The following is a 19346-nucleotide window of genomic DNA, read 5'->3' on the forward strand; positions in this document are numbered from 1 at the left end:
TGTCGTCGCGCTATCCCGTCGAGGTGATTCGCTCCGAGCGACGGGTGAAGACCGTCTCGGCCCGCATCGTCGAGGGCGTGATCCGGGTGCGCATTCCCGCCTGGATGTCCGAGGCCGACGAGCACAAGTTCGTGAAGGACGTCGTCGAACGCATCGAACAGGAACGTCGCTCCCACGCGATCGACCTCGATGCCCGCGCCGCGATGTTGGCCCGACGGTTCGACCTCCCCACGCCCGAGTCGATCCGTTGGTCGAAGACCCAACGCCAACGGTGGGGTTCGTGCTCGGTGCACAGCGGCGACATCCGCATCTCCGATCGGCTGGTCGACGTGCCGCCCTGGGTCCTCGACCATGTCATCGTCCACGAGCTCGCCCACCTCGAAGTGGCCGACCACTCACCGGCCTTCGACGCCCTCGTCAATCGCAATCCCCTGGCCGAACGGGCCATCGGCTACCTGATGGCGGTCGGCGATCGGCTCGACCGCCTCGAACCGGTCGAGCCGATCGCGACCACCACCGACCAGCGCGGCCGCTTCGACGACCTCGACGATCTCGACGCGGCCGGTTAGTCGTTCGCGGCCTTGGCCGCGGCCCAGGCCGCCTCCTGCTCCCCCATCGGCGTGCTCGGTGGCGCATCGGTCCACACCCAGAGCTCCTCGGAGATCGCCCGCCAGTTGGCCGTCGCCCCGAGCTGGCCGAGGATCGAGAACAGTCCGAGATTGATGCGCTGGATCAGCGCGAAGGTGGGCGGCACGTTGGTGTGGCGGAGGATGTCGTGGGTCCGGGCGTCGAAGGTCTGGTAGAGCAGACGCGCGCTGTACTCGGTGGTCACGGTGACCGGCTCGTCGTCGAGGATCAGCTCGTAGTAGGCCGCGAACCAGTCGAAGATCTCCTGGTCCTCGAAGGGCGCGCCGGGCCGGAGCACTTCCTGCGCCTCGGCCGCGGCCCGAAACACCGCCGGGTCACGATCGATCATCGCCCGGATGAGGACGGCGAACTGGTCGACCTCCTCGGCCGCGAAGTGTTTGACGAGGCCGAAGTCGAGGAAGGCCACGCGACCGTCGTCGGCCAGCAGATAGTTGCCGGGATGGGGATCGCCGTTGAACACGTACTGCCGATTGAGGCTGCGGAACACGAAGCGGTAGACGATCTCGGCGACCCGCTCGCGCTCCTCGATGTCGGCGTCGTAGATCGTCTCGAAGGGCCGCCCGGGGACGAACTCGGTGGTCAGCACATTCGTCGTGGTGAGGTCGTCGTGGACCGCCGGCACCCAGATGTGGGGATGCCCCGCGTAGTAGTCGGCGAAGATCTTCTGGTTCCTCGCCTCGTTCTCGTAGTCGAGTTCCTCGCTGATCCGCTCGCGCAGCTCCTCGACCAACTCGTCGGGGTTGAGCCCGGGATAGACCATCCCGAGCAGCATCGCGAGACGCTCGGTGTTGTCGAGGTCGGCGGCGATCGCCTCGGCGATGCCCGGGTACTGCACCTTCACCGCCACCTCTCGACCGTCGATCGTGGTCGCCCGGTGCACCTGGCCGATCGACGCCGCAGCGAGCGGTGTCGCATCGATGTCGGTGAAGAGTTCGTGCAACGGGCGCCCGAGTGACCGCTCGATCTCGGTGAGGGCGAGGTCGGACGGCATCGGCGGCGCGTCGGAACGCAACGTCGCGAGCGCCTGCCGCATCGGTTCGGGCATCCCCTCGTCGAGATAGCTCGCCATCTGGCCGAGCTTCATCAGGGCGCCTTTCATCTCGCCGAGCGCCGACACGACATCGTGGGCCTCGCGCCGTTCGAGTTCGGCTCGGAGCCGGCGCCGGGTCTCGTCGGACGCGAGCCGCGACCGCGCCGTGGTGAATCCGCGGTCGGCGGCCCGACGCGCCACGAGGCGGCCCATCTCGACGCGTCGATGACCGCGGCTCACCGCGCGGATCGGCGAACCGGCATCGCGGTTGCGCCGCCACCACACCCGCGTCCCGAGCACCAGGCCGACCAGCCCGAGCAGGCCGACGACCGGCTTCTTCATGTCAGGCTGGTTCGGTGTCGGTGTCGGCGGTCTCGAGGCCGGCGACGAGCGCCTCGGCGGTGTCGAGATCGTCGGCATCGAGCGCGTCGAGCGCCGCGGCGACGTTGTCGAGGTCGGTCGCGAACCCGTCGAGCACACCGTCGCGGTCGGCGGTGTCCTCGACCGGGCCGTCGACGGCCGTGGTGTCGGGAGCGACGGGATCGGGGGTGTCGGACTCGTGCATGCCGGTGAGGCTAGCCACACCCGGCGCCTTCGCTGGCCGCCCGACAGTTTGGCCACGCCGGTGCAGACCGCGGCAGAGTGGCACCATGAACGCTGCCCGCCATCCCCATGCCGGCCTCCCCTTCACCGACAGCGACGAGGCGATCGCCGCTGCGCTCGAGGAGGTCAGCATCCCGACGCTGCTGTGCACGATGGTCCACATCACCGGCGATCCGGCATGGGTCCGTGGTGATCTCCGGCCCGTCGGCTTGTTCCTCAACGAGTACCAGGGGTTCATGGACGAAGAGTCGAAGGCCGAGGTCCGCCGGCGCGCTCTCCCCGAGATCATCAAGTACCGCGACGGCGGTTGTGTGCTCCCTGTGGAGCAGCCCGATGCCGAGCTGCTCCACGAGATGATGAACTTCGTCGGCTGCGACGAGATCCCCGACGACGTCGTGCCGATGATGCTCGACGAGATGGGGCTGGGCGACACCGATGTCAACCGGATCGCGTGGGCCGACGACGTGCCGGCCGAGGCCCGGGCCGAGTTCCCGGTGGTCGTCATCGGCTGCGGCCAGTCGGGCCTGCTCGCCGGCCTGCGTCTGCAGGAGGCGGGGATCCCCTTCACCATCATCGAGAAGAACGGTGGCCCCGGCGGTACCTGGTGGGAGAACAGCTACCCGGGTGCACGCGTCGATGTCGGCAGCCACTTCTACTGCTACTCGTTCGAGCCGTCGGATCACTGGACCGAGTACTTCTCGCAACAGCCCGAGCTCCAGCGCTACTTCCAGAACGTCATGGAGAACCACGGGATCGACGAGCACTGCCGGTTCGACACCGAGGTCGTGCGGGCCACCCTCGACGAGGCGAGCGGCCGATGGTCGGTCGTCGTTCGTGACGCGCAGGGCAACGAGGACACGCTGGTCGCGCGGGCGCTCATCAGCGCGGTCGGTTCGCTCAACCGGGCCAAGATGCCCGACATCGCGGGCATCGACGACTTCGAGGGTCCGTCGTTCCACTCGACCCGGTGGGACCATTCGGTCGACTACTCCGGCAAGAAGTTCGCGCTCGTCGGCGCGGGGGCCAGCGGCTTCCAGATCGCGCCGACGATCGCCCCGGATGTCGAGCACCTCACGGTGTTCCAGCGCACCGCACAATGGATGTTCCCCAACCCGAACTATCACGAGAAGGTGCCGGAGGGGCAGAAGTGGGCGCTGCGTCACCTGCCGTTCTTCGGCCGCTGGTTCCGCTTCCTCCAGTTCTGGCCCGGCTCCGGCGGCGACCTGTCCAACTCCCGCATCGATCCGAACTACGACGACAGCGACGGCCTCGCCGTCAGCGACCGCAACGCGGCGACCCGCCAGGTCTTCGAAGGCTGGATGCGCGAACAGCTCGCCGATGCGCCCGAACTGCTCGAACAGGTGATCCCCGACTATCCGGCAACGGGCAAGCGCACGCTGCAGGACAACGGGTCATGGCTCAAGTGCCTGACCCGCGACAACGTCGATCTGGTCCGCACCGGCATCGAGCGCATCGAGGCCAACGGCGTGCGGACCGTCGACGGCGTCCTGCACGAGGCCGACATCATCTGTTACGCCACCGGCTTCCATCACAACCGGTTCCTGTGGCCGATGGAGATCAAGGGCCGCGGCGGCAAGACGCTGTCCGAGCACTGGGGCGACGAACCCACCGCCTTTCTCGGCATCACCGTGCCCGAGTTCCCCAACCTGTTCTGCATGTACGGGCCCGGCACCAACCTGGCCCACGGCGGCAGCCTGATCTTCCACTCGGAGTGCCAGATCACCTACATCATGGGTTGCATCGAGCAGCTCCTCGCCGGCGGCCATCGCACGATGGAGCCCAAGCAGGAGGTCCACGACGAGTTCGAGGCCCGCCGCAACTCCGAGATCCACCAGATGGTCTGGTCGCACTGGTCGATCCAGCACACCCATTTCAAGAATCCCTCCGGCCAGATCTTCACGCTCTCGCCGTGGCCGATCCACAACTACCAACAGTGGACGAAGGCCCCCGACCCCGACCACTACGTGTTCACGTAGTCGCCGCGGTGCGGCTCGCGGCCGAGCCCGAGGGATAGAAGGTCGCGATGACCAGCGCGGCCACGGCGAAGGCGCCCACCACCCAGGCGTAGCCGGACCGGAAGCCGGCGAGGTCGAGATCGGCCACCAGTGTGAGGACCGCCGAGATGCCGATCGCGTAGCCGATCTGCTGGGTGGTGCGGGTGCTCGCGTTGGCGCTCGCGAACTGGTGCGGCGCGATCTCCGACATCGCTGCGCTCTGCAACCCCGCGATCGTCGCACCGACACCGAGGCCGAGGGTGAGGCTGGCCGGGAGGAACACGCGGACGTACTCCTGCTCCGTCCCGACGAGCAGCAGCCACCAGAGATACGACGCGCTGCACAGCAACGCGCCGCCGGCCACGACCCAACGATGGCCGACACGATCCGACAGGCTGCCGAACGGCGCCGACGAGAGCGCACCGACGATCGGTCCCGGCGTCAGGGCGAAACCGGTGGCGAGCACGCTCATCCCCCACAAGCGCTGGAGCATGAAGCTGTTGAGCAGGAAGCCCGCGGTGAAGCCGAGCGAATAGAACCAGAACGCGGCGATCGCCACGGAGAACGATCGGGCCCGGAAGAGGCTGAGGTCCAGCAGCGGGCCCGGATGACGGGCCGAGCGCCACACCACCACCGGCATCAACGCCAGGCCGACGGCCACCAGGCCGAGCACCGAACCGTCGGCCCACCCGTACTCCTCGGCCCGGATGATTCCCCACATCACGAGGGCCACGCCGGCCACGCCGACCGGCACCCCGATCAGATCGAGCGGCCCGGTGGCCGCCTCGTCGCGCGACTCCGGCACGAAGCGAGCGGCGGCCGCGACCACGAGCAGGCCGATCGGCACATTGATCAGGAAGATCAACCGCCAGCTCGACGCCTCGATGAGCAGGGCACCGACCGACGGACCGAAGGCGGCGCCGAGCGCCCCCATCGCACCCCACACGCCGATGGCGACGCCGCGTTTCGCGAGCGGGAACTGGGGCAGGACCATGGCGAGCGACGCCGGCGTGAGCAGCGCACCGCCGACGGCTTGGATGACCCGGGCGGCGATCAGGGCATCGGCGTCGGGCGCCATACCGCACAGCGCCGATCCGGCCAGGAAGCCGATGATCCCGGTCATGAACATCCGACGCCGCCCCCGCCGATCGGCGAGTCGCCCGGCGAGCAGGAGGAGTGACGCGAGCGCGATGTTGTAGCCCGACACCACCCACGACAACTGCGTCGTCGTCGCCTCGAAATCCGTCGAGATCGACGGAAGCGCGACGTTCACCACCGAGACGTCGATGACGACCAGGAACGCGGCCGACGTGGCGACGGCAAGCGCCAGCCACGCCTCGCGGGACACCTCGACGGGATGCGGCGCGGTCGGCGAGTCCATCGTTGCGGAACCGTAGCCGGGGAATGCCTCTCCCGAGCCCGTCGGTGGTCGTACCCTGGATCGACATGACCTCGACCGTCAATCCGACACCGCTCCTCGATGGGCCCCGACGCGGCATCGTCGTTGCCGTGATCATGCTCGTCCTCGGCCTGATGGCCGTCGACGGACTCCTCACCTGGATCGAGGCCAGCGACGCCGACGACATCGTCGAGCAGATCGTGGCGCAGAATCCCGAACGCTATCCCACCGGTGTGGGTGCCAACTGTGGGATCTGCCAGCCCGAGGACCGGGCGACGATCGCGGCCAACACCGACGGTTCACGCCTCGACCGAGACACCGTCACCACCAAGATGTGGTTGGCCGTGATCGGGCTCGTCGCCGCGGTCGCGTTGACCATCGCCTCGGGCCCCGGGTCGTCGCGCACCGTCCTCATGCTCACGATCGTGATCGCCGGCGCGGCCTTCTTCGTTCCCCTCATCTTCTACAGCGACGTGATCGACATCGCCACGACCGCCCACGGCGGCTGAGCAACCTCGCTGATGTCCCATCCCGCCTCGGTCGCCGGGCCACTCGATCACCGCGTCGCGGTCGTCACCGGCGGGGGCCGCGGCATCGGTCGCGCCCTCGCGTCGGCAATGGCCGCGGCCGGAGCGGCCGTCGTCGTCAGCTCACGCACCGCCACGGAGCTCGACGAGGTCACGTCGACGATCGAGGCGCAGGGCGGTCGAGCCGTCGGGGTGGTCGCCGACGCGACCGAACGCACCTCGGCGATCCTTCCGGTCGAGACCGCGCTCGACACCTTCGGCAGGATCGACATCCTCGTCAACAACGTCGGCGGGACCGCCCCCGGAAGTCAGGACCCGTTCGAGGGCGACATGGACGCCATCGAGGCCGTGCTGACCCTGAACCTCACCTCGGCGTTCTGGATCACCCACGCAGCGCTACCCCACATGCGTGACCAGGGCTACGGACGGGTGATCTCGATCGGCTCGGGCGCCTCACGACGCGCCGCCTCTTCCTGGGCCTACACCACGGCCAAGCACGGCCTCGTCGGTTTCACCACCCAGCTCGCGAAGATCACCGGCCCCCACGCCATCACGGCGAACTGTCTCTGCCCCGGATGGACCAACACCTCACTGATCGACTTCGAGAAGCTCGCCCGCGCCCGCGGGACGACCGTCGAACAGGCCCGGGCCGCAGCGGCCGGCGACTCGGCGCAGGGCCGGATCCTCGAACCCGAGGAGCTCGGCCCACTCGCGGTGCTCCTCGCGTCGCCGGCCGGCGGAGCGATCACCGGCCAGGTCATCGGGGTCGACGGCGGCTTTCAGCTCTGATCGACCATGGCGACGACCGGCGAAGTGAGCGGCTGACGGCGTAGCCCGGTGACCGGCGCCATGAAGCGGCTCCGCATCAGCGCGACGGCCAGCAACGCGGCACCCGCCACGGTGAAGTACATGCCCTCGTAGCCGGCGGCGTCGGCGATCAGACCCAGGAACAGCGCCCCGGCGGAGTTGGCGAAGTCGCCGAAGGTCGAGACGGTCGCGACGACCTTCGAACGGTCGGCCGCGTCCGCGGAATCGACCGCGATCAGGACGAGCAGGGGAACGTTCCAGGCCATCCCGATCGCGATGACGAACGCGCCGACGTAGAGCTGGCTCGCAGTCGTCGCCGTGGCGAGCACGACGGCACCGCCGGCGACCGTCAGGTGGGCGACCGTCGCGAGGTTGCGGCGATCGAATCGGTCGATCACCCACCCGCCGACGAGACGGAGCACGAGGGTGGTCCCCGAATAGGTGAGCAACAGCCACTTCGCTTCCTCGATCCCGAACTCCTCGCTGTAGTCCTGGATGAACCCGTTGAAGCCCATGAAGGCGACGAAGATCAAGAGGTTGACGAAGCCGATCCGCGCCGCGATCGGGTGGAAGACATCGCGCAGACCCTCGGCCGGTCGCACCTCGTCGGGCTTGGTCTCCGGGAGGGTCAGCGCGACCAGGGCGGAGAGGAAGGCGAACGAGGCGGCCATCGCGAATGCCCAGGTGAATCCGTGCGCCTGCAACACGGTCTCACCCGCGATCGGCCCGATCGCGAACCCGACGAAGACGGCAACCGAGAAGGTGGAGAAGACCCTGGCCCGATGCTCCGGAGGTGGCAACTCGGTGGCCGTCGTCGCCTGTGCGAGATACATCACCGAGCTGAACGCTCCTGTGCCGATCCGCACCAGGAGCAGCGCCCAGAGCGCGCCCGTCTCCGCTGCGGGCACGTGCAGGAGCTGGAACACCGCGATGCCGACCGCGCCTCCGATCATCAGCGGCCGACGACCGATGCGATCCGACAGGACCCCGGCGACCGGGCGCACGAGGAGCATCCCGAGCGCGAAGGTGGCGAACGCGAGACCGATGTCGGTCTTCGATCCACCGAGCTCGTCCTCCACCAATCGGGGCAGTACCGGGAACGAGACACCCGCAACGGTGAAGTACGCGATGCCGGCGACGAACAACGCGAGAACCCGTGGTGTGTAGACGCGCTCGGTCACCTCCGCACGGTAGAGCCTCGGGTCGGATCAGCACGATCCTGCGTTGGCCGCCATCGCGGCGCTAGACACAGTTCGTGACCGTCGACCCCGACCAGCAGACCGCCGACATCCGTCGTTTCTACAAGTGGGCCCGACGGGTGCGTCGGCTCGGCCACCTGCTCCGCAAGATCTCGTACCACCCCGCCGACCTCGAACCCGGCTTCCCGCAACGGCTCGTCATGGTGGCGAACCATCGCAGCCTCTCCGACGTGTTCGTCGCGGTCGAGGCGCTCGCCCACTACCAACTCCCGGCCCGTTGTCTGGTCCGGGCGAAGTACTTCGAGACACCGGGAGCGGGCAGGTTCCTGCGGACCATCGGTTGCATTCCCGCCGGCGACGGCAAGCGCGCGTCGATCGACATCGCGAAGGAGACACTCGAGGCCGACCGGCCCGTCGCCGTGATGATCGAAGGGAAGATCGTTCCACCCGAGCGTCGCGCCGCCGACGGGCTCGGCGACATCCGCCCGGGCTTCGTCGAGATCGCCCGCGCTGCCAACGCCGACATCTTGCCGATCGCCCTCGTGAACACCGAACACATCTGGCGCAGCCGGGGGAAGTTCCCGCGCCTTCCGTGGCGGGGCCGCGCGAAGGTCGAGGTCCACACCGGCAAGATCGTGACGATCGAGGGTCGCAGCGACGACGAGATCATCGCCGAGACCCGCAAGATGATCGCTGAGTATCTCGCGATCGCCGAGGCGTAGTTCAGCGAGTCAGGCGAGGGCGACGGCCCCAGCCGGCAGGATTGTCGCCCGGGAGCCGCGGCGCTGCGGTCGCAATTCGCCGCTCGAGACCCTGGGTCTTGGCCACCAGCTCGGCCTCCCACTCGACGAGCTCCGCCTCCCGTTCGTCGAGGGCCGCCGCTCGAAGGTCGATCGTGTCGCGAAGATCGACGACGTCGTCGACCGATTCGGTGTGGTCACCCGCGGCGGTGTCGCTGTCGGATTCCGTCTCGACCTCGTCGAGCTTCGCGATGGCTTCCTCGACCAGCCGCTGGGCTTCGACCCGCTCCGACTCGATCGACCGGCGCAACTCGTCGAGCTCTGCTTCCGCAGCCGCGACCTCGGCCAGGCGACGGCCGGCCAGCTCGTCGAGCCCCAGCAACTCGGAGCGGCGAGCAGCGACGGCGGCTTCCTCGGCACGCAGCTCTTCCCAGGCTGCCGCGATCCGACGGGATTCCGCTTCGGCTGCCGCATCGACCTCGGCCCTCCGTTGGGCGAGATGGTCGGCGGCATCGGAACGGATCCGCAGCGCTTCGTCCTTCGCTTCGCGCACGGCGGTGTGCATGCGGGCCAGATCGGCCTGCAGCCGCCCGTGGGCCCGCTGCGCCTCGGCGACTTCCTCCTTGGCGGCTTCGAGCATCGCCCGAGTCGCTCGCAGCTCTTCGTTGGCCGCATCCATCGCATCGGCCCGCTGGGAGCGCAGCGAGGTCGCCACCCGATTCGCGGCGGCTTCGCCGAGCTCTCGACGGATGTCCTGCACGGCGCGAGCCACGAAGGCACCCCATTCACCGGCATCGAGAGAGTTGTCGTCCACAGCGGTCACAGGAGTTCCTTTCGTGCTCAGCGTTCTCGGGCGGAGAGGTAGACGGGGTGCGACGCCCGCGACCGATTGGCGACGAGGCCGATCAGGTTGGCGCGGGCACTGCGCAACAGGTCGATGGTGCGCTGCAGTTCTTCTCGGCGTGACACCGCCGGGTCGTAGACGACGACCACGGCATCGGCCTGCGAGGCGATGAGCCGGGAGTCGGATGTGCTCAGGGTCGGAGGCGAGTCGATCAGGATGAGGTCGTAGCGGGAGTAGAGCTCGGCGAGGATGGCCGCGAACCGATCCGACCGGAGCAGCTCACCGGACCCGGCAGGGCCGTGGGTGTCGACGATGCCATGAGCATCGATGATGTGCACGTTGTCGATCTCCGACGCACGGGCGACGTGCTCGATCGCGGCGCCGCCGTCGAGCAGGTCGACGAGACCGAGTTCGGATTGGCCCAGACCGAGCCGGGAGGCCACGCCGGGATTCACGAAGTCGGAGTCGATGACCAGCACGCGGGTCCCGCGCGCGGCCTCGGCCTGCGCGAGGTTGACGACGGTCTGGGTCTTGCCGACCGACGGTCGGTCGGAGGTGAAGACGATGCTCTGGAGCGGATCACCGACATTGGTCAACCACAACGAGTTGAGCAGTACCTGATAGCCGCTCGATTCCTCGGCCGAGAGATCCTGAAAGCGCCGCACCCGCCCGGGCGCTCCGCGCTGGCTGCGGATCTCACCGATGGTGGCCATGACGGGGATGTCGACGAGACGGGCGAGACCCGCACCGTCGTGGGCCTTCGGATCGAGCAGGTCGCGAAGGATCGCGAGGATCACACCCAGCACGAGGCTGACGACGACGGCGACCAGGATGTTGCGAGGCACGTCGGGCGACACGGGTTCCTTCGGCAACACTGCCGAACTGACCCGCCGAGCCACCGAATTCTCGTCGGCAAGAATGCCGAGGCGGGTGTCGCTCTGGCCGATACGGACATTGATCGCACCGATGCGGCTCGAGAGATCCTGGATGATCGCGTTGTTCTCTCGCGTCGCGGCGTCGAGGCGGAGTTGCGCCTCGGCCCGGGCCACCGGGTCGACGGCCTGGTTGACCTCTGCGGCCGCGGCGGAGATCACCTCGTAGGCGGCGAGACGCTCGGCGACGAGCCCGTCACGTGTGGCGACCAGCGCCTCGCGTTCTTTCTCGGCCGACACGATGTCTCGCTGGACCCGCTCGCTCAGATAGACGTCGACGACGACATCGGCGCCGTTTCGGGCCTCGGCCGCCGACCCGCCCCGTGCGGTCACCAGCAGCAGGGCGGCGTCCTGGATCTCCTCACCAGAGGTCAGCACCACCGGTTCGACGGAGAAGTCGACCTCGTTGCCGGCGGCGTCGTCGACCGCCCGTGCGAACGAATCGGTGCTCATGAAGCTGACTTCGGCGGACGCGACGCGGAACAACTGGGCCTCACGTGTGTTGAACACGCCCTGGTTGTTCGCAGTGAGGATCTCGATGCGAGCTCGCGACTCGTAGGTCTCGTCTCGCGTGACCGTGATGGCGGCAACGACGCCCACGATGATCAGGACCGTGAACGCGATCCATCGCCATCGGCGCCGAATCAGCGACACATAGTCGCCGAGCTCGAGTTCTGGATCAGCTTCGTGCATGGGGGATCACCGTTCACCGCGTGACGTCACGTGACGGAATCGTAGCAGCGGCCCACTGCCCGACTGCAGGGGCCATTCGGACCAACTCCGGACACGGCGGTGCGCGGCGGCGTCACTCGTAGGACAGGACGGCAGCCCGAAACCCGGGGAGGGTGACCGAAGTGACGCGCTCGCCCCGCCGAGTCACCATGGCGACATCGAGATCGACGGTGACGGTCGGCCGGGTCGGCTCGTTCAGCAGCACGATGCCGCCGGTGAAGTCGCGGCGCAGCACGCCGTCGGATTCGTACCAACCGCCGAGCGCATCGCCGAGGTCCGTGTCGAAACCCGACCACATCTCGTACGGGCGGACCAACGAGACGTTCTCGGTACTGACCAGGTCGCCGCCGGAGTTCACGAGCAGAGCCACGGCCAGATTGAAGATCTGGAGATCGAGACTCGCCGATCCCTCGTCGAGCAGGACGACGTCGGTACCGAGGGCATCGGCCCGCTCGATGTAGCGCAGGAACGTCTGGAGACCGAAGCGACCCGACCCCGCCATGAAGTTCGGGTCGGTCCCGCCTCGTTCGAGCTGGAGCATGTCGGCGGCCGCGATCTGGCGATCCACGGAGGCGTTCGTCTGCTCGGGCGTGTCGCTGAACCAGACGACGTTGTGCATGATCCGCAGGTCCGGGAACGTGGCCCGGATGCGTTCCACGAAGTCGGCCACGTCTCGCTGCCAGTCCTCGAGGGTGAGGAGCGCGCCGGTCCGAGGGTCGATCGGCGCGGCATCGCCTCCGAAGCGATCGGAGAACGTCCATCGGAGGTTCACGTCGTCGAGCATCAGACCGGTGTAGCCCAGGTCCACGAGACCCTGGACCGACGCGATGAAGTCGATCTGATAGTCGGGGTGGGCGATGTAGGCGGCGTACTGCGGACATCCGCCGCTACACCCCCAGTCGATGTAGACGGGCGTCCCGTCGGCCTCCCTGAGCACCCAGTCCGGATGGTCGGCCGGGCGTGTGTCGCGGGCCGGATCGACATAGAGCGCCATGAGGTCCTTGTAGACGAACTCGCCGGAGACCTTGCCGACGTGGCGGTTCCAGTAGTTCTTGTAGACGATGAGACCGTCGTAGTTCTCCTCCATCCACTCCCACTCGCCGGTCTCGAAGAGCGGGGTGAACGCGGGGTTGCCGTGGGCCAGGAACCCCACATGACCCTCACCGCAACAGGGCGGAATCGTGGTCGTGGTGGTCGACGTGGTCGTTGAAGTGGTCGACGTGGTCGTCGTGGTCGTGGTCGACGTGGTGGACGGCGACTCGATCTCGGCGACGACACGCTCGGCCTGCTCGCTGATCGCCGGCTCCGACCGATGTTGGTCGAGGAGGGCAACCGCCACCAGTGCAACGGTGACGACACCGGTGAGAACGGCGACCAGGGGCGCCCATGTTCTCCGATCGCTGGCCATGGTGCAGCATCGGCGTGACCTGTCCCATTGTGAGCCGGACGATTCCATGCTGGCGCAGGGGATCCGGTCCCGTACTCTGTCGACTCGTGGGACAGCACCGCATGCCGATCACCAGGAGGCTCGGCCGTATCGGCGCCGTGATCGGGTCCCAGGCCGTCTCCAGCATCACGAACTTCGCGGTCAACGCACTCGCGCTGGCGAGTGGCGACATCGCTTCCTACGGTCGTTTCGCGATCTCGTTCCAGGTCTGTCAGCTCATGATCACGCTCGCCCACGGGTCGATCGGCGAGACGACACTGGTCCACACCAGCGCGCATCCCCACTCCGTGGAGTCACGACGCCTGCGCAACGGTGCGGCGAGCCTGTGCATCGTGATCGGTGCGGCACTCTCGCTGCCCCTGCTGGGCGCCTCCTTCATCGATCGAGACCTCCGGACCGGGCTGATCATCGCGGCGGTCGGGTCACCGTTCATGCTGCCGCAGTACGTCTACCGCGCACAGGTGTTCGCCGCCGGCCGCCCGGGCCGCGCCCTCGCGTCCGACACGGTCTGGCTGGCGGTCGTCGCGATCGGCGGTGTCTGCGGCCTGACCGTCTGGGACGCGACCCCGAACGGTCATCTCGCCGTGTGGCTGGTCGGAGGGGCCATCGCAGGGTCGCCCGCCATCCTCGGCGCACTCACCGGCGGCCCGGGGCAGATCCGAGCCCTGGTGGACCGGGCCGGCCCGCAGATGATCCGGCTGGGGGCCGAGAGCTTCATGGCGCGCATCGCCGTGTTCGTCGCGCTCGTGGCGCTGCAGGTCGCAGGGGAGGACGCAGCCGCCGGTGCGCTGGCGACTGCGCTCATGCTGTTCTCACCGCTCGGCGTCGTGCTCAGCGCGGTGTCGTCGTTCGTCGTGCCCCGCGAGGTGCGCCGCCACGGCATCCATGTCGTCCGGCCCGTCGTACCCGCCGTGGTCTCCGCGGTGCTCGGCACGATCACCTTGGGCTGGGCCGCGATGCTCTACCTCATCAACGAGTTCGACCTGATCGGCGGGCCGTTGGACCTCGAGCGCAACCTCGTCAGCACCAGGCTCCTGCTCGCGATGACACTGCACTTCCTCGGTATGAGCGTGTGGCGGGGCGCGATGATCGCCCTGCGGATCAACGACGCCGCCGCCGAGAGCATGCGGGCGCGATCGGTGGGCACCGCGGCGCAGCTGACGCTCCCCATCGTCGGGGTGGCCCTGAGCGGCGTGACGTGGGGAACCGTCGGGTTGGCCGTCGGCACCATGATCGGCGGGCTCGACATCTGGCGCCGCTACGCGAGGATGCGCCGCTCTCCCGTCGCCGTCTGAGGCAACTCCGTTGCGTCGTCGGGCGCCAGCAACGACGGCGACGCGCAGAGACCGACCAGCAGCCACCACTGGCGCTGCATGATCGCCTCGATCCCGATCGAAGCGGCGATCATCGCCAGGTGTCCTGCGAGCAGCGCCATGGCCAGGTCGGGATCGCGGCCACGGCCGCGCATCGTCACCACGATCGGGACGGCCACGAGCGCGATGAAGAAGCCCAGTCCGATCACCGACATCTCGACCGTCAACCAGATCGCCGTGTTGTGGATGATCTGCGGATTGTTCTCGAGGTGGGTCCCGAGGCCGATACCCAGGCCCCACGAGTCGGTCAGTTCCTGGATGCCGCGCTCCGCTTCCGCGTCGCGGCTGCTGACGGTGTCGGGCCGCACCGTGTAGTTGTCCAGGGCTTCGCCCGCATACCCGGAGAGGACGGCGATGCCGGTCACGAAGAACGCGGCGGCGACGGCCCGGGCCCGGCGACTGACGCCGTCTCGCGAAACGACGAGGACCACCACCGCGCTGAGCACCGCGCCGATGAGGCCGCCTCGGGAGAACGTGTAGCCGAGGAACGTGCACCCGAGCGCCAGCGCGACCAGCCGGGTCAGCAACGAGGGGTAGAGGCGGTGGCCGTATCGCCACAGCACCAGCACCACCACGGCGTAGGCCGCGCCGGCGTTGTTGGGATCGAACTGCATGCCGCCGAATCGTGAGGGTGTCTTCGCTTCGAGGCCGGGGACGTAGTCGACGAACTTCCAGTCGACGAAGGAGACCGCCCCCCAGATGATCATGCCGTTGGTCCAGGTCCGCAGGATTCGCCAGGCCTGGCCCTGCTGCACGTAGTAGATCGTCACCAGGCACCAGATCGCGAGGGTGATGGTGCCGAACAGCTTCACCTGGATCGCACTGTCGGACACGCTGCCGGCGTAGACGATCGCCAGCAGCACGCCGTAGGCCATGACCCCGACCATGGCGATCGGCAACAGCGCGATCGGGCTGCGGCGGGCGCGCACGGCGACGGGCATGAGCAGGATCGAGAACAGCAGCAGGAAGTCGCCGGGCGGGAAACGGGTGTCGGCGACGCTCTTGAAGGCGTCGACCTCGAGTTGCAGCGACATCAGGAACACCGCGGCCAGATAGAGCCGGAAGGCCGTCGAGCGGAGCGGCGGCGAGTCGCGGTGAGCGACGTCGGCTCGTGCGGTTTCCACGGAGAGGACTGTACCGATCTCACGATCCGGCGTCGATGGCCGAAACGACCCATGTGGAAGCAGGGACTCCTCTCCCAGGGTTTTCGGCGCAGGAGCGAAGCGGGGTACCGTCTCCGCGGATGTCGTCGTCTCTCGTGAAGCGAGCGCTGCTCACCCTCCTGCGGCCTCTGCAGTTCCTCGGCTACGCGCTGGTCGGTTTCGTCCCGCGGCGCATGGATCAGTGGGCGTTCGGCTGCTGGAGCGGCCACCGATTCGGCGACAACGCCGGCGCCGTGTTCTCGTATCTGGCCGAACACCCCGAGCACGGTCTCCGCACGGCGTGGATCACCAACGAACGGTCGATCCGGCACCAGCTCCGGGCCGAGGGGCATCGCTGCTACACCGCGTGGTCACCGGGCGGAATGTGGTTCGCCGCCCGGGCCGGTGTCTTCGTCTACGACTCGCTCCCGAAGGACATCAACTTCTGGCTCTCGCGTGGTGCCCGACTCGTCCACCTCCGTCACGGAATCGGGATCAAGAAGATCGAGCGGGCGATCGACGCGCCCGGCCACCGGCTCTACAAGCTCTTCCACGGCACACCGCTGCAGCGACTGGTGTGGCGCACCCTGCTCCCGTGGCACGTACCCACCCCCGACCTCCTCATGTCGTGCTCGCCGATTCACGCGAGCCAGGGCGAGTGGTTGTACGGGGTGCCGCCGGATCGCATCCGCATCACCGGATTCGCACGCCACGACCGTCTGCTCGCGTCGCCGATACAGGACCGCTCCGCCATCCCGACATTCGGCCGCAAGGTGCCCGACGACCGACCCGTCTTCATCTACCTGCCCACGTTCCGCGAGGGCCTCGGACGCCAGGCGTTCGATTGGGATGTGCTCGACGCCGCAGCCGCCGACGCCGGGATCACCATCGCGGTGAAGCTCCACTTCGTCGACGCCGACCGCGGGGTCCTCGGAACCGACCAGGTGACCCGGTCCGAGCACCTCCGCATGGTCGACCCGATGATCGACCCGTCGGAGACCTACCCCCACGCCGACGGCATGATCACGGACTTCTCGAGTGCGCCGTTCGACTTCATGCTGCTCGAGCGACCGATCGTCTACTACGTGCCCGATGCCGAGGACTTCACGCGGGCTCGCCCGCTCATGTATCGGCTCGAGGAGATCGCGGTCGGTCCGATCTGTGTCGACGGACCGGCGCTGACCGCAGCCCTCACCGCCGCCCGCGACCAAGGACTCGGCGCCCACCGGGAGCGCTACGAGCAACTCCGCGACCTCTTCCACACGTATCCGCCGGGTGACGCGTCGGCCCGTGTGGTCGACGCCGTGTTGGAGACGCTCGTCCACGGCAAGGAGGACCCGTCGCTCCCCTACCGTCATCAACACCGCCCGGATCGGCCACGCGAGGAGATGCTGGCGATACCGGCCCCTCCGGGCGCACCGGACCCGGGCGCCGACCGATCCGGGGCCGACCCCCGACCGGCCCCGGCGGGTCGCGGCATCGAGCCCGGCGAGGTGCTGGAGATTCCGGACCATCCGCCGCTCGTGATCGAGTCGGTCATCCAGCGCAACTGGTCGCGGGTCGGCATCGCCTCGAACGACGACGGCCGGTTCTTCGTGAAACAGTTCATCGACCGCATCGGCCGGTCCCACGAGCGCGGGTACGACGGCGACGAAGCCGCGCTCGCCGCGGTCGGCGACCGAATCGGCGATGTCCGCGTCGTTCCCGTCGTCGGCCGCATCCCCGAACGATTGATCACGGTCTCGCCCTTCGTCGAGATGTCGACCCTCGAGTCGATCTCGCGCCGGCACCGCAAGGGCGCGGCCGACGCTCGGCGCGTCGGTCAGGCGATGGCCGACATCCTCCTGGCCTGTCGCCTGGAGGATGATCCCGACACGGTCCGAACCTGGAAGGGGATGGACCCGAAGAACATCGGTTGGTCCGACGACGGCACCCTCTGGTTGTTCGACTTCGGCCCGCTGGTCGACATTCCGCTCCATGTCGCCGCCGCCCGTGTCATGGCGGCCGGGCTCCTCTCGCGCTGGGTGGCCCGTCCCGGGCTCCATCTCGTCGCCCCGGAGCCGTGGTTGCTGCGCAGCGTCTGCGCGCCCCTCGCTCCGCTGACCGACCTGCACGAAGTCGAGAAGGTCCTCCGCCAGCACCACGACCTACGCCAACGCGAGCCGCAGCGCCAGGGCGCACGGGCGTTCGCCACCCGGATCGGGCTCAACACCCTGGGTCGGGTGCACTGGGCGGTGCTCAACCGTGAAGCGCGGAGGCTTCTCGCCGACCGCTCGTCCGGGGTGCGTCAGTCGTAGGCAGCGGGATCGAGCATGGCCACCTCGAGCCGGTGGAGGTCTCGCGCGGTGGTGAGCTTGAAGTTGGAACGAGGACTCTCGACGAGACCGATGTTGGCGTGGAGCCGGCGGGCGATGTCGAGTGTCGTCTCGCCGAGCCCACCCGTGCGCATCTGCTCGGCCACACCTCGGATGAGTTCGCAGCGATAGACGGTCGGGTCGACCGTGAAGCCGGTGACGTCACGCGCGATCAGCCAGTCGAGGTTGTCGTTGGCCCTGATGAACGTCGTCTCGTTGCTCGGCACGTAGGCCTGCATGCCGTCGTGCGTCTTCATTCCCTCGATACACGCCTCGATGACGGAATCGGGGGTGTTGGGCGAGGCCGCGTTGCGCAGGACCACTCCGGTGTGCGGGTGCGTCGCCGGCGGGATGGCATCGACGCCGGCCATCACCGACTCGCGGCGGGTGTCGCCGCCGCGGACCAGGCGAATGGGGGCATCGGGGAGGAACTCGTCGACCATCTCGGCGATCGGCTCATGGGTCGACTCGGACACGACGACGACCACATGGTGGCCGAGCCGGTGGTGCTGATCGAGCGCGTGGATCACGATGGGCCGCCCCAGCAGGTCCAACAGCTGCTTCGGACGATCGCCGCCGACCCGGGTTCCCTTGCCCGCGGCCAGCACGAGCGCCACGGGAGTATGGGGGTCTACTGCCGCGTCCGGTGCCGCGCGATCATCTCGCTGATCCCCGTCCGAAGGTCTGGAATGTCGGGACATGCGAATTCGCTCATCAAAGAGATGTCGGCAAGAGTCCGATCCAAGGTACCCGGCCGGGGTTCGGAATAGGTGACCTCGAGATCGCGGCAGACATGGGCATCGAAGACCGCGACCAATTCGGCGAGTGTGGTGGAGGTCCCGCTTCCGACGTTGAGACGGGGCGGCGGCGCAGTCGAGGACGTCGCGGCGGCGACGACGACATCGGCCACGGTGTCGAGATGCACGAAGTCACGGGAGTAGTCGGGCCGACCCGAGAGGACTGCCGCGGTGCCGCTCAGCAGGGCATCGAGGAGCGCGCCGCAGTACCCCGTGCGCAGGTCCATGGCGGGTCCGTACACCGAGAAGGGTCGCAGCGCGCACACCTCGAGCGGCGTGTGCTCCGCGAAATGGTTGCAGAAGCTCTCCGCCGCGTACTTGCCGAGTGAGTACTCGTCGGCGGGCCGGACGAGATCGGACTCGTTCGACGCCCCGTCGACGTCGACCGGACCGTAGATCTTCGCGCTCGACAGGTGGACGAACCTCGAGACGCCGGCACCGACCGCGGCTTCGAGCATGTTGTAGGTCCCGTTGACGTTGACCTCGACGTGACGATTCGGATGCCGCACCACCTCGTCGGCCTGGTGGATACCGGCCCCGTGGACCACCACATCGACACCGCGCAGGAGCGGCCCGATGAGCGTGGGGTTCGTGATGTCGGCGAAATGCACGGCGAGGTTCTCGTGCGGAGTCGGCGCCACGGCGCCGATCCGCGGGAGATCCACGACGCTCACCCGATCTCCGCGTTGGAGGAACCGCCGAACGGCCTCACCGCCGATGTAGCCCAGCCCTCCGGTGACGAGTACGTGCATCGTCG

Annotated in this window: 17 protein-coding genes; 7 read left to right on the forward strand and 10 right to left on the reverse strand. The window is 68.3% G+C overall.

All coding sequences use genetic code 11. From position 1 onward, the window contains the following. The first annotated feature begins 23 nt into the window (after positions 1 to 23). Positions 24 to 569 carry a M48 family metallopeptidase gene (locus R2707_16240; GenBank protein ID MEZ5246650.1) on the forward strand — a complete coding sequence of 182 codons (546 nt, stop codon included), beginning with the start codon at positions 24 to 26 and terminating at the stop codon, positions 567 to 569. Here R2707_16240 and R2707_16245 read toward each other — a convergent pair. Together R2707_16245 and R2707_16250 are read right to left on the reverse strand one after the other, a co-directional pair. Continuing rightward, complete coding sequence (locus tag R2707_16245) at positions 566 to 2020, reverse strand: AarF/ABC1/UbiB kinase family protein (GenBank protein ID MEZ5246651.1); 1455 nt, start codon at positions 2018 to 2020, stop codon at positions 566 to 568. The two genes, R2707_16240 and R2707_16245, sit on opposite strands and share 4 nt — an antisense overlap. 1 nt (position 2021) lies before the next feature. Beyond that, positions 2022 to 2243: a hypothetical protein gene (locus R2707_16250; protein MEZ5246652.1), complete on the reverse strand. Its 222-nt coding sequence runs from the start codon at positions 2241 to 2243 to the stop codon at positions 2022 to 2024. Positions 2244 to 2328: 85 nt separating this feature from the next. Here R2707_16250 and R2707_16255 point away from each other — a divergent pair, with 85 nt between their 5' ends. Further along, positions 2329 to 4278, forward strand: coding sequence for an NAD(P)/FAD-dependent oxidoreductase (locus tag R2707_16255; protein ID MEZ5246653.1), 1950 nt, complete (start codon positions 2329 to 2331; stop codon positions 4276 to 4278). Here the strand turns inward: R2707_16255 and R2707_16260 are convergent. After that, complete coding sequence (locus R2707_16260) at positions 4271 to 5677, reverse strand: DHA2 family efflux MFS transporter permease subunit (GenBank protein MEZ5246654.1); 1407 nt, start codon at positions 5675 to 5677, stop codon at positions 4271 to 4273. The genes R2707_16255 and R2707_16260 overlap by 8 nt on opposite strands. A gap of 65 nt (positions 5678 to 5742) precedes the next feature. On the opposite strand from R2707_16260, the gene R2707_16265 reads away from it, so the two are divergent. Both R2707_16265 and R2707_16270 read left to right on the forward strand, forming a co-directional pair. Next, entirely contained in the window at positions 5743 to 6204 is a 462-nt protein-coding gene (locus R2707_16265) for a hypothetical protein (protein ID MEZ5246655.1), read from the forward strand. Positions 6205 to 6216: 12 nt separating this feature from the next. Further along, positions 6217 to 7011, forward strand: coding sequence for an SDR family NAD(P)-dependent oxidoreductase (locus R2707_16270; protein ID MEZ5246656.1), 795 nt, complete (start codon positions 6217 to 6219; stop codon positions 7009 to 7011). On the opposite strand, the gene R2707_16275 is transcribed toward R2707_16270, so the two are convergent. After that, a complete protein-coding gene (locus tag R2707_16275; protein ID MEZ5246657.1) occupies positions 7002 to 8210 on the reverse strand; it encodes an MFS transporter in 1209 nt (402 codons plus the stop codon). The two genes, R2707_16270 and R2707_16275, sit on opposite strands and share 10 nt — an antisense overlap. Positions 8211 to 8284: 74 nt before the next feature. On the opposite strand from R2707_16275, the gene R2707_16280 reads away from it, so the two are divergent. Further along, positions 8285 to 8950 (forward strand): lysophospholipid acyltransferase family protein, encoded by a 666-nt coding sequence (locus tag R2707_16280; GenBank protein ID MEZ5246658.1) that lies wholly within the window; start codon positions 8285 to 8287, stop codon positions 8948 to 8950. Position 8951: 1 nt separating this feature from the next. On the opposite strand, the gene R2707_16285 is transcribed toward R2707_16280, so the two are convergent. From R2707_16285 to R2707_16295, 3 genes are all read right to left on the reverse strand, one after another. Then, a complete protein-coding gene (locus R2707_16285) occupies positions 8952 to 9791 on the reverse strand; it encodes a hypothetical protein (GenBank protein MEZ5246659.1) in 840 nt (279 codons plus the stop codon). Positions 9792 to 9808: 17 nt separating this feature from the next. Continuing rightward, complete coding sequence (locus R2707_16290; protein ID MEZ5246660.1) at positions 9809 to 11437, reverse strand: AAA family ATPase; 1629 nt, start codon at positions 11435 to 11437, stop codon at positions 9809 to 9811. Between the two features lie 112 nt (positions 11438 to 11549). After that, complete coding sequence (locus R2707_16295) at positions 11550 to 12884, reverse strand: hypothetical protein (GenBank protein MEZ5246661.1); 1335 nt, start codon at positions 12882 to 12884, stop codon at positions 11550 to 11552. Between the two features lie 86 nt (positions 12885 to 12970). Here R2707_16295 and R2707_16300 point away from each other — a divergent pair, with 86 nt between their 5' ends. After that, positions 12971 to 14218, forward strand: a complete 1248-nt coding sequence (locus tag R2707_16300) for a hypothetical protein (GenBank protein MEZ5246662.1) — start codon at positions 12971 to 12973, stop codon at positions 14216 to 14218. On the opposite strand, the gene R2707_16305 is transcribed toward R2707_16300, so the two are convergent. Further along, positions 14182 to 15420: a hypothetical protein gene (locus tag R2707_16305; GenBank protein MEZ5246663.1), complete on the reverse strand. Its 1239-nt coding sequence runs from the start codon at positions 15418 to 15420 to the stop codon at positions 14182 to 14184. The genes R2707_16300 and R2707_16305 overlap by 37 nt on opposite strands. A gap of 119 nt (positions 15421 to 15539) precedes the next feature. Between R2707_16305 and R2707_16310 the strand changes: the two genes are divergently transcribed. Continuing rightward, positions 15540 to 17735: a CDP-glycerol glycerophosphotransferase family protein gene (locus tag R2707_16310; protein MEZ5246664.1), complete on the forward strand. Its 2196-nt coding sequence runs from the start codon at positions 15540 to 15542 to the stop codon at positions 17733 to 17735. Here R2707_16310 and R2707_16315 read toward each other — a convergent pair. Both R2707_16315 and R2707_16320 read right to left on the reverse strand, forming a co-directional pair. After that, the gene (locus tag R2707_16315; protein ID MEZ5246665.1) at positions 17726 to 18409 is read right to left on the reverse strand and encodes a 2-C-methyl-D-erythritol 4-phosphate cytidylyltransferase; all 684 of its coding nucleotides are present in this window, start codon (positions 18407 to 18409) and stop codon (positions 17726 to 17728) included. The two genes, R2707_16310 and R2707_16315, sit on opposite strands and share 10 nt — an antisense overlap. A 14-nt stretch (positions 18410 to 18423) precedes the next feature. After that, entirely contained in the window at positions 18424 to 19341 is a 918-nt protein-coding gene (locus tag R2707_16320) for an NAD-dependent epimerase/dehydratase family protein (GenBank protein MEZ5246666.1), read from the reverse strand. Between the last annotated feature and the right edge of the window lie 5 nt (positions 19342 to 19346).

It is taken from the genome of Acidimicrobiales bacterium (assembly GCA_041394245.1).
GTDB lineage: Bacteria > Actinomycetota > Acidimicrobiia > Acidimicrobiales > Aldehydirespiratoraceae > JAJRXC01.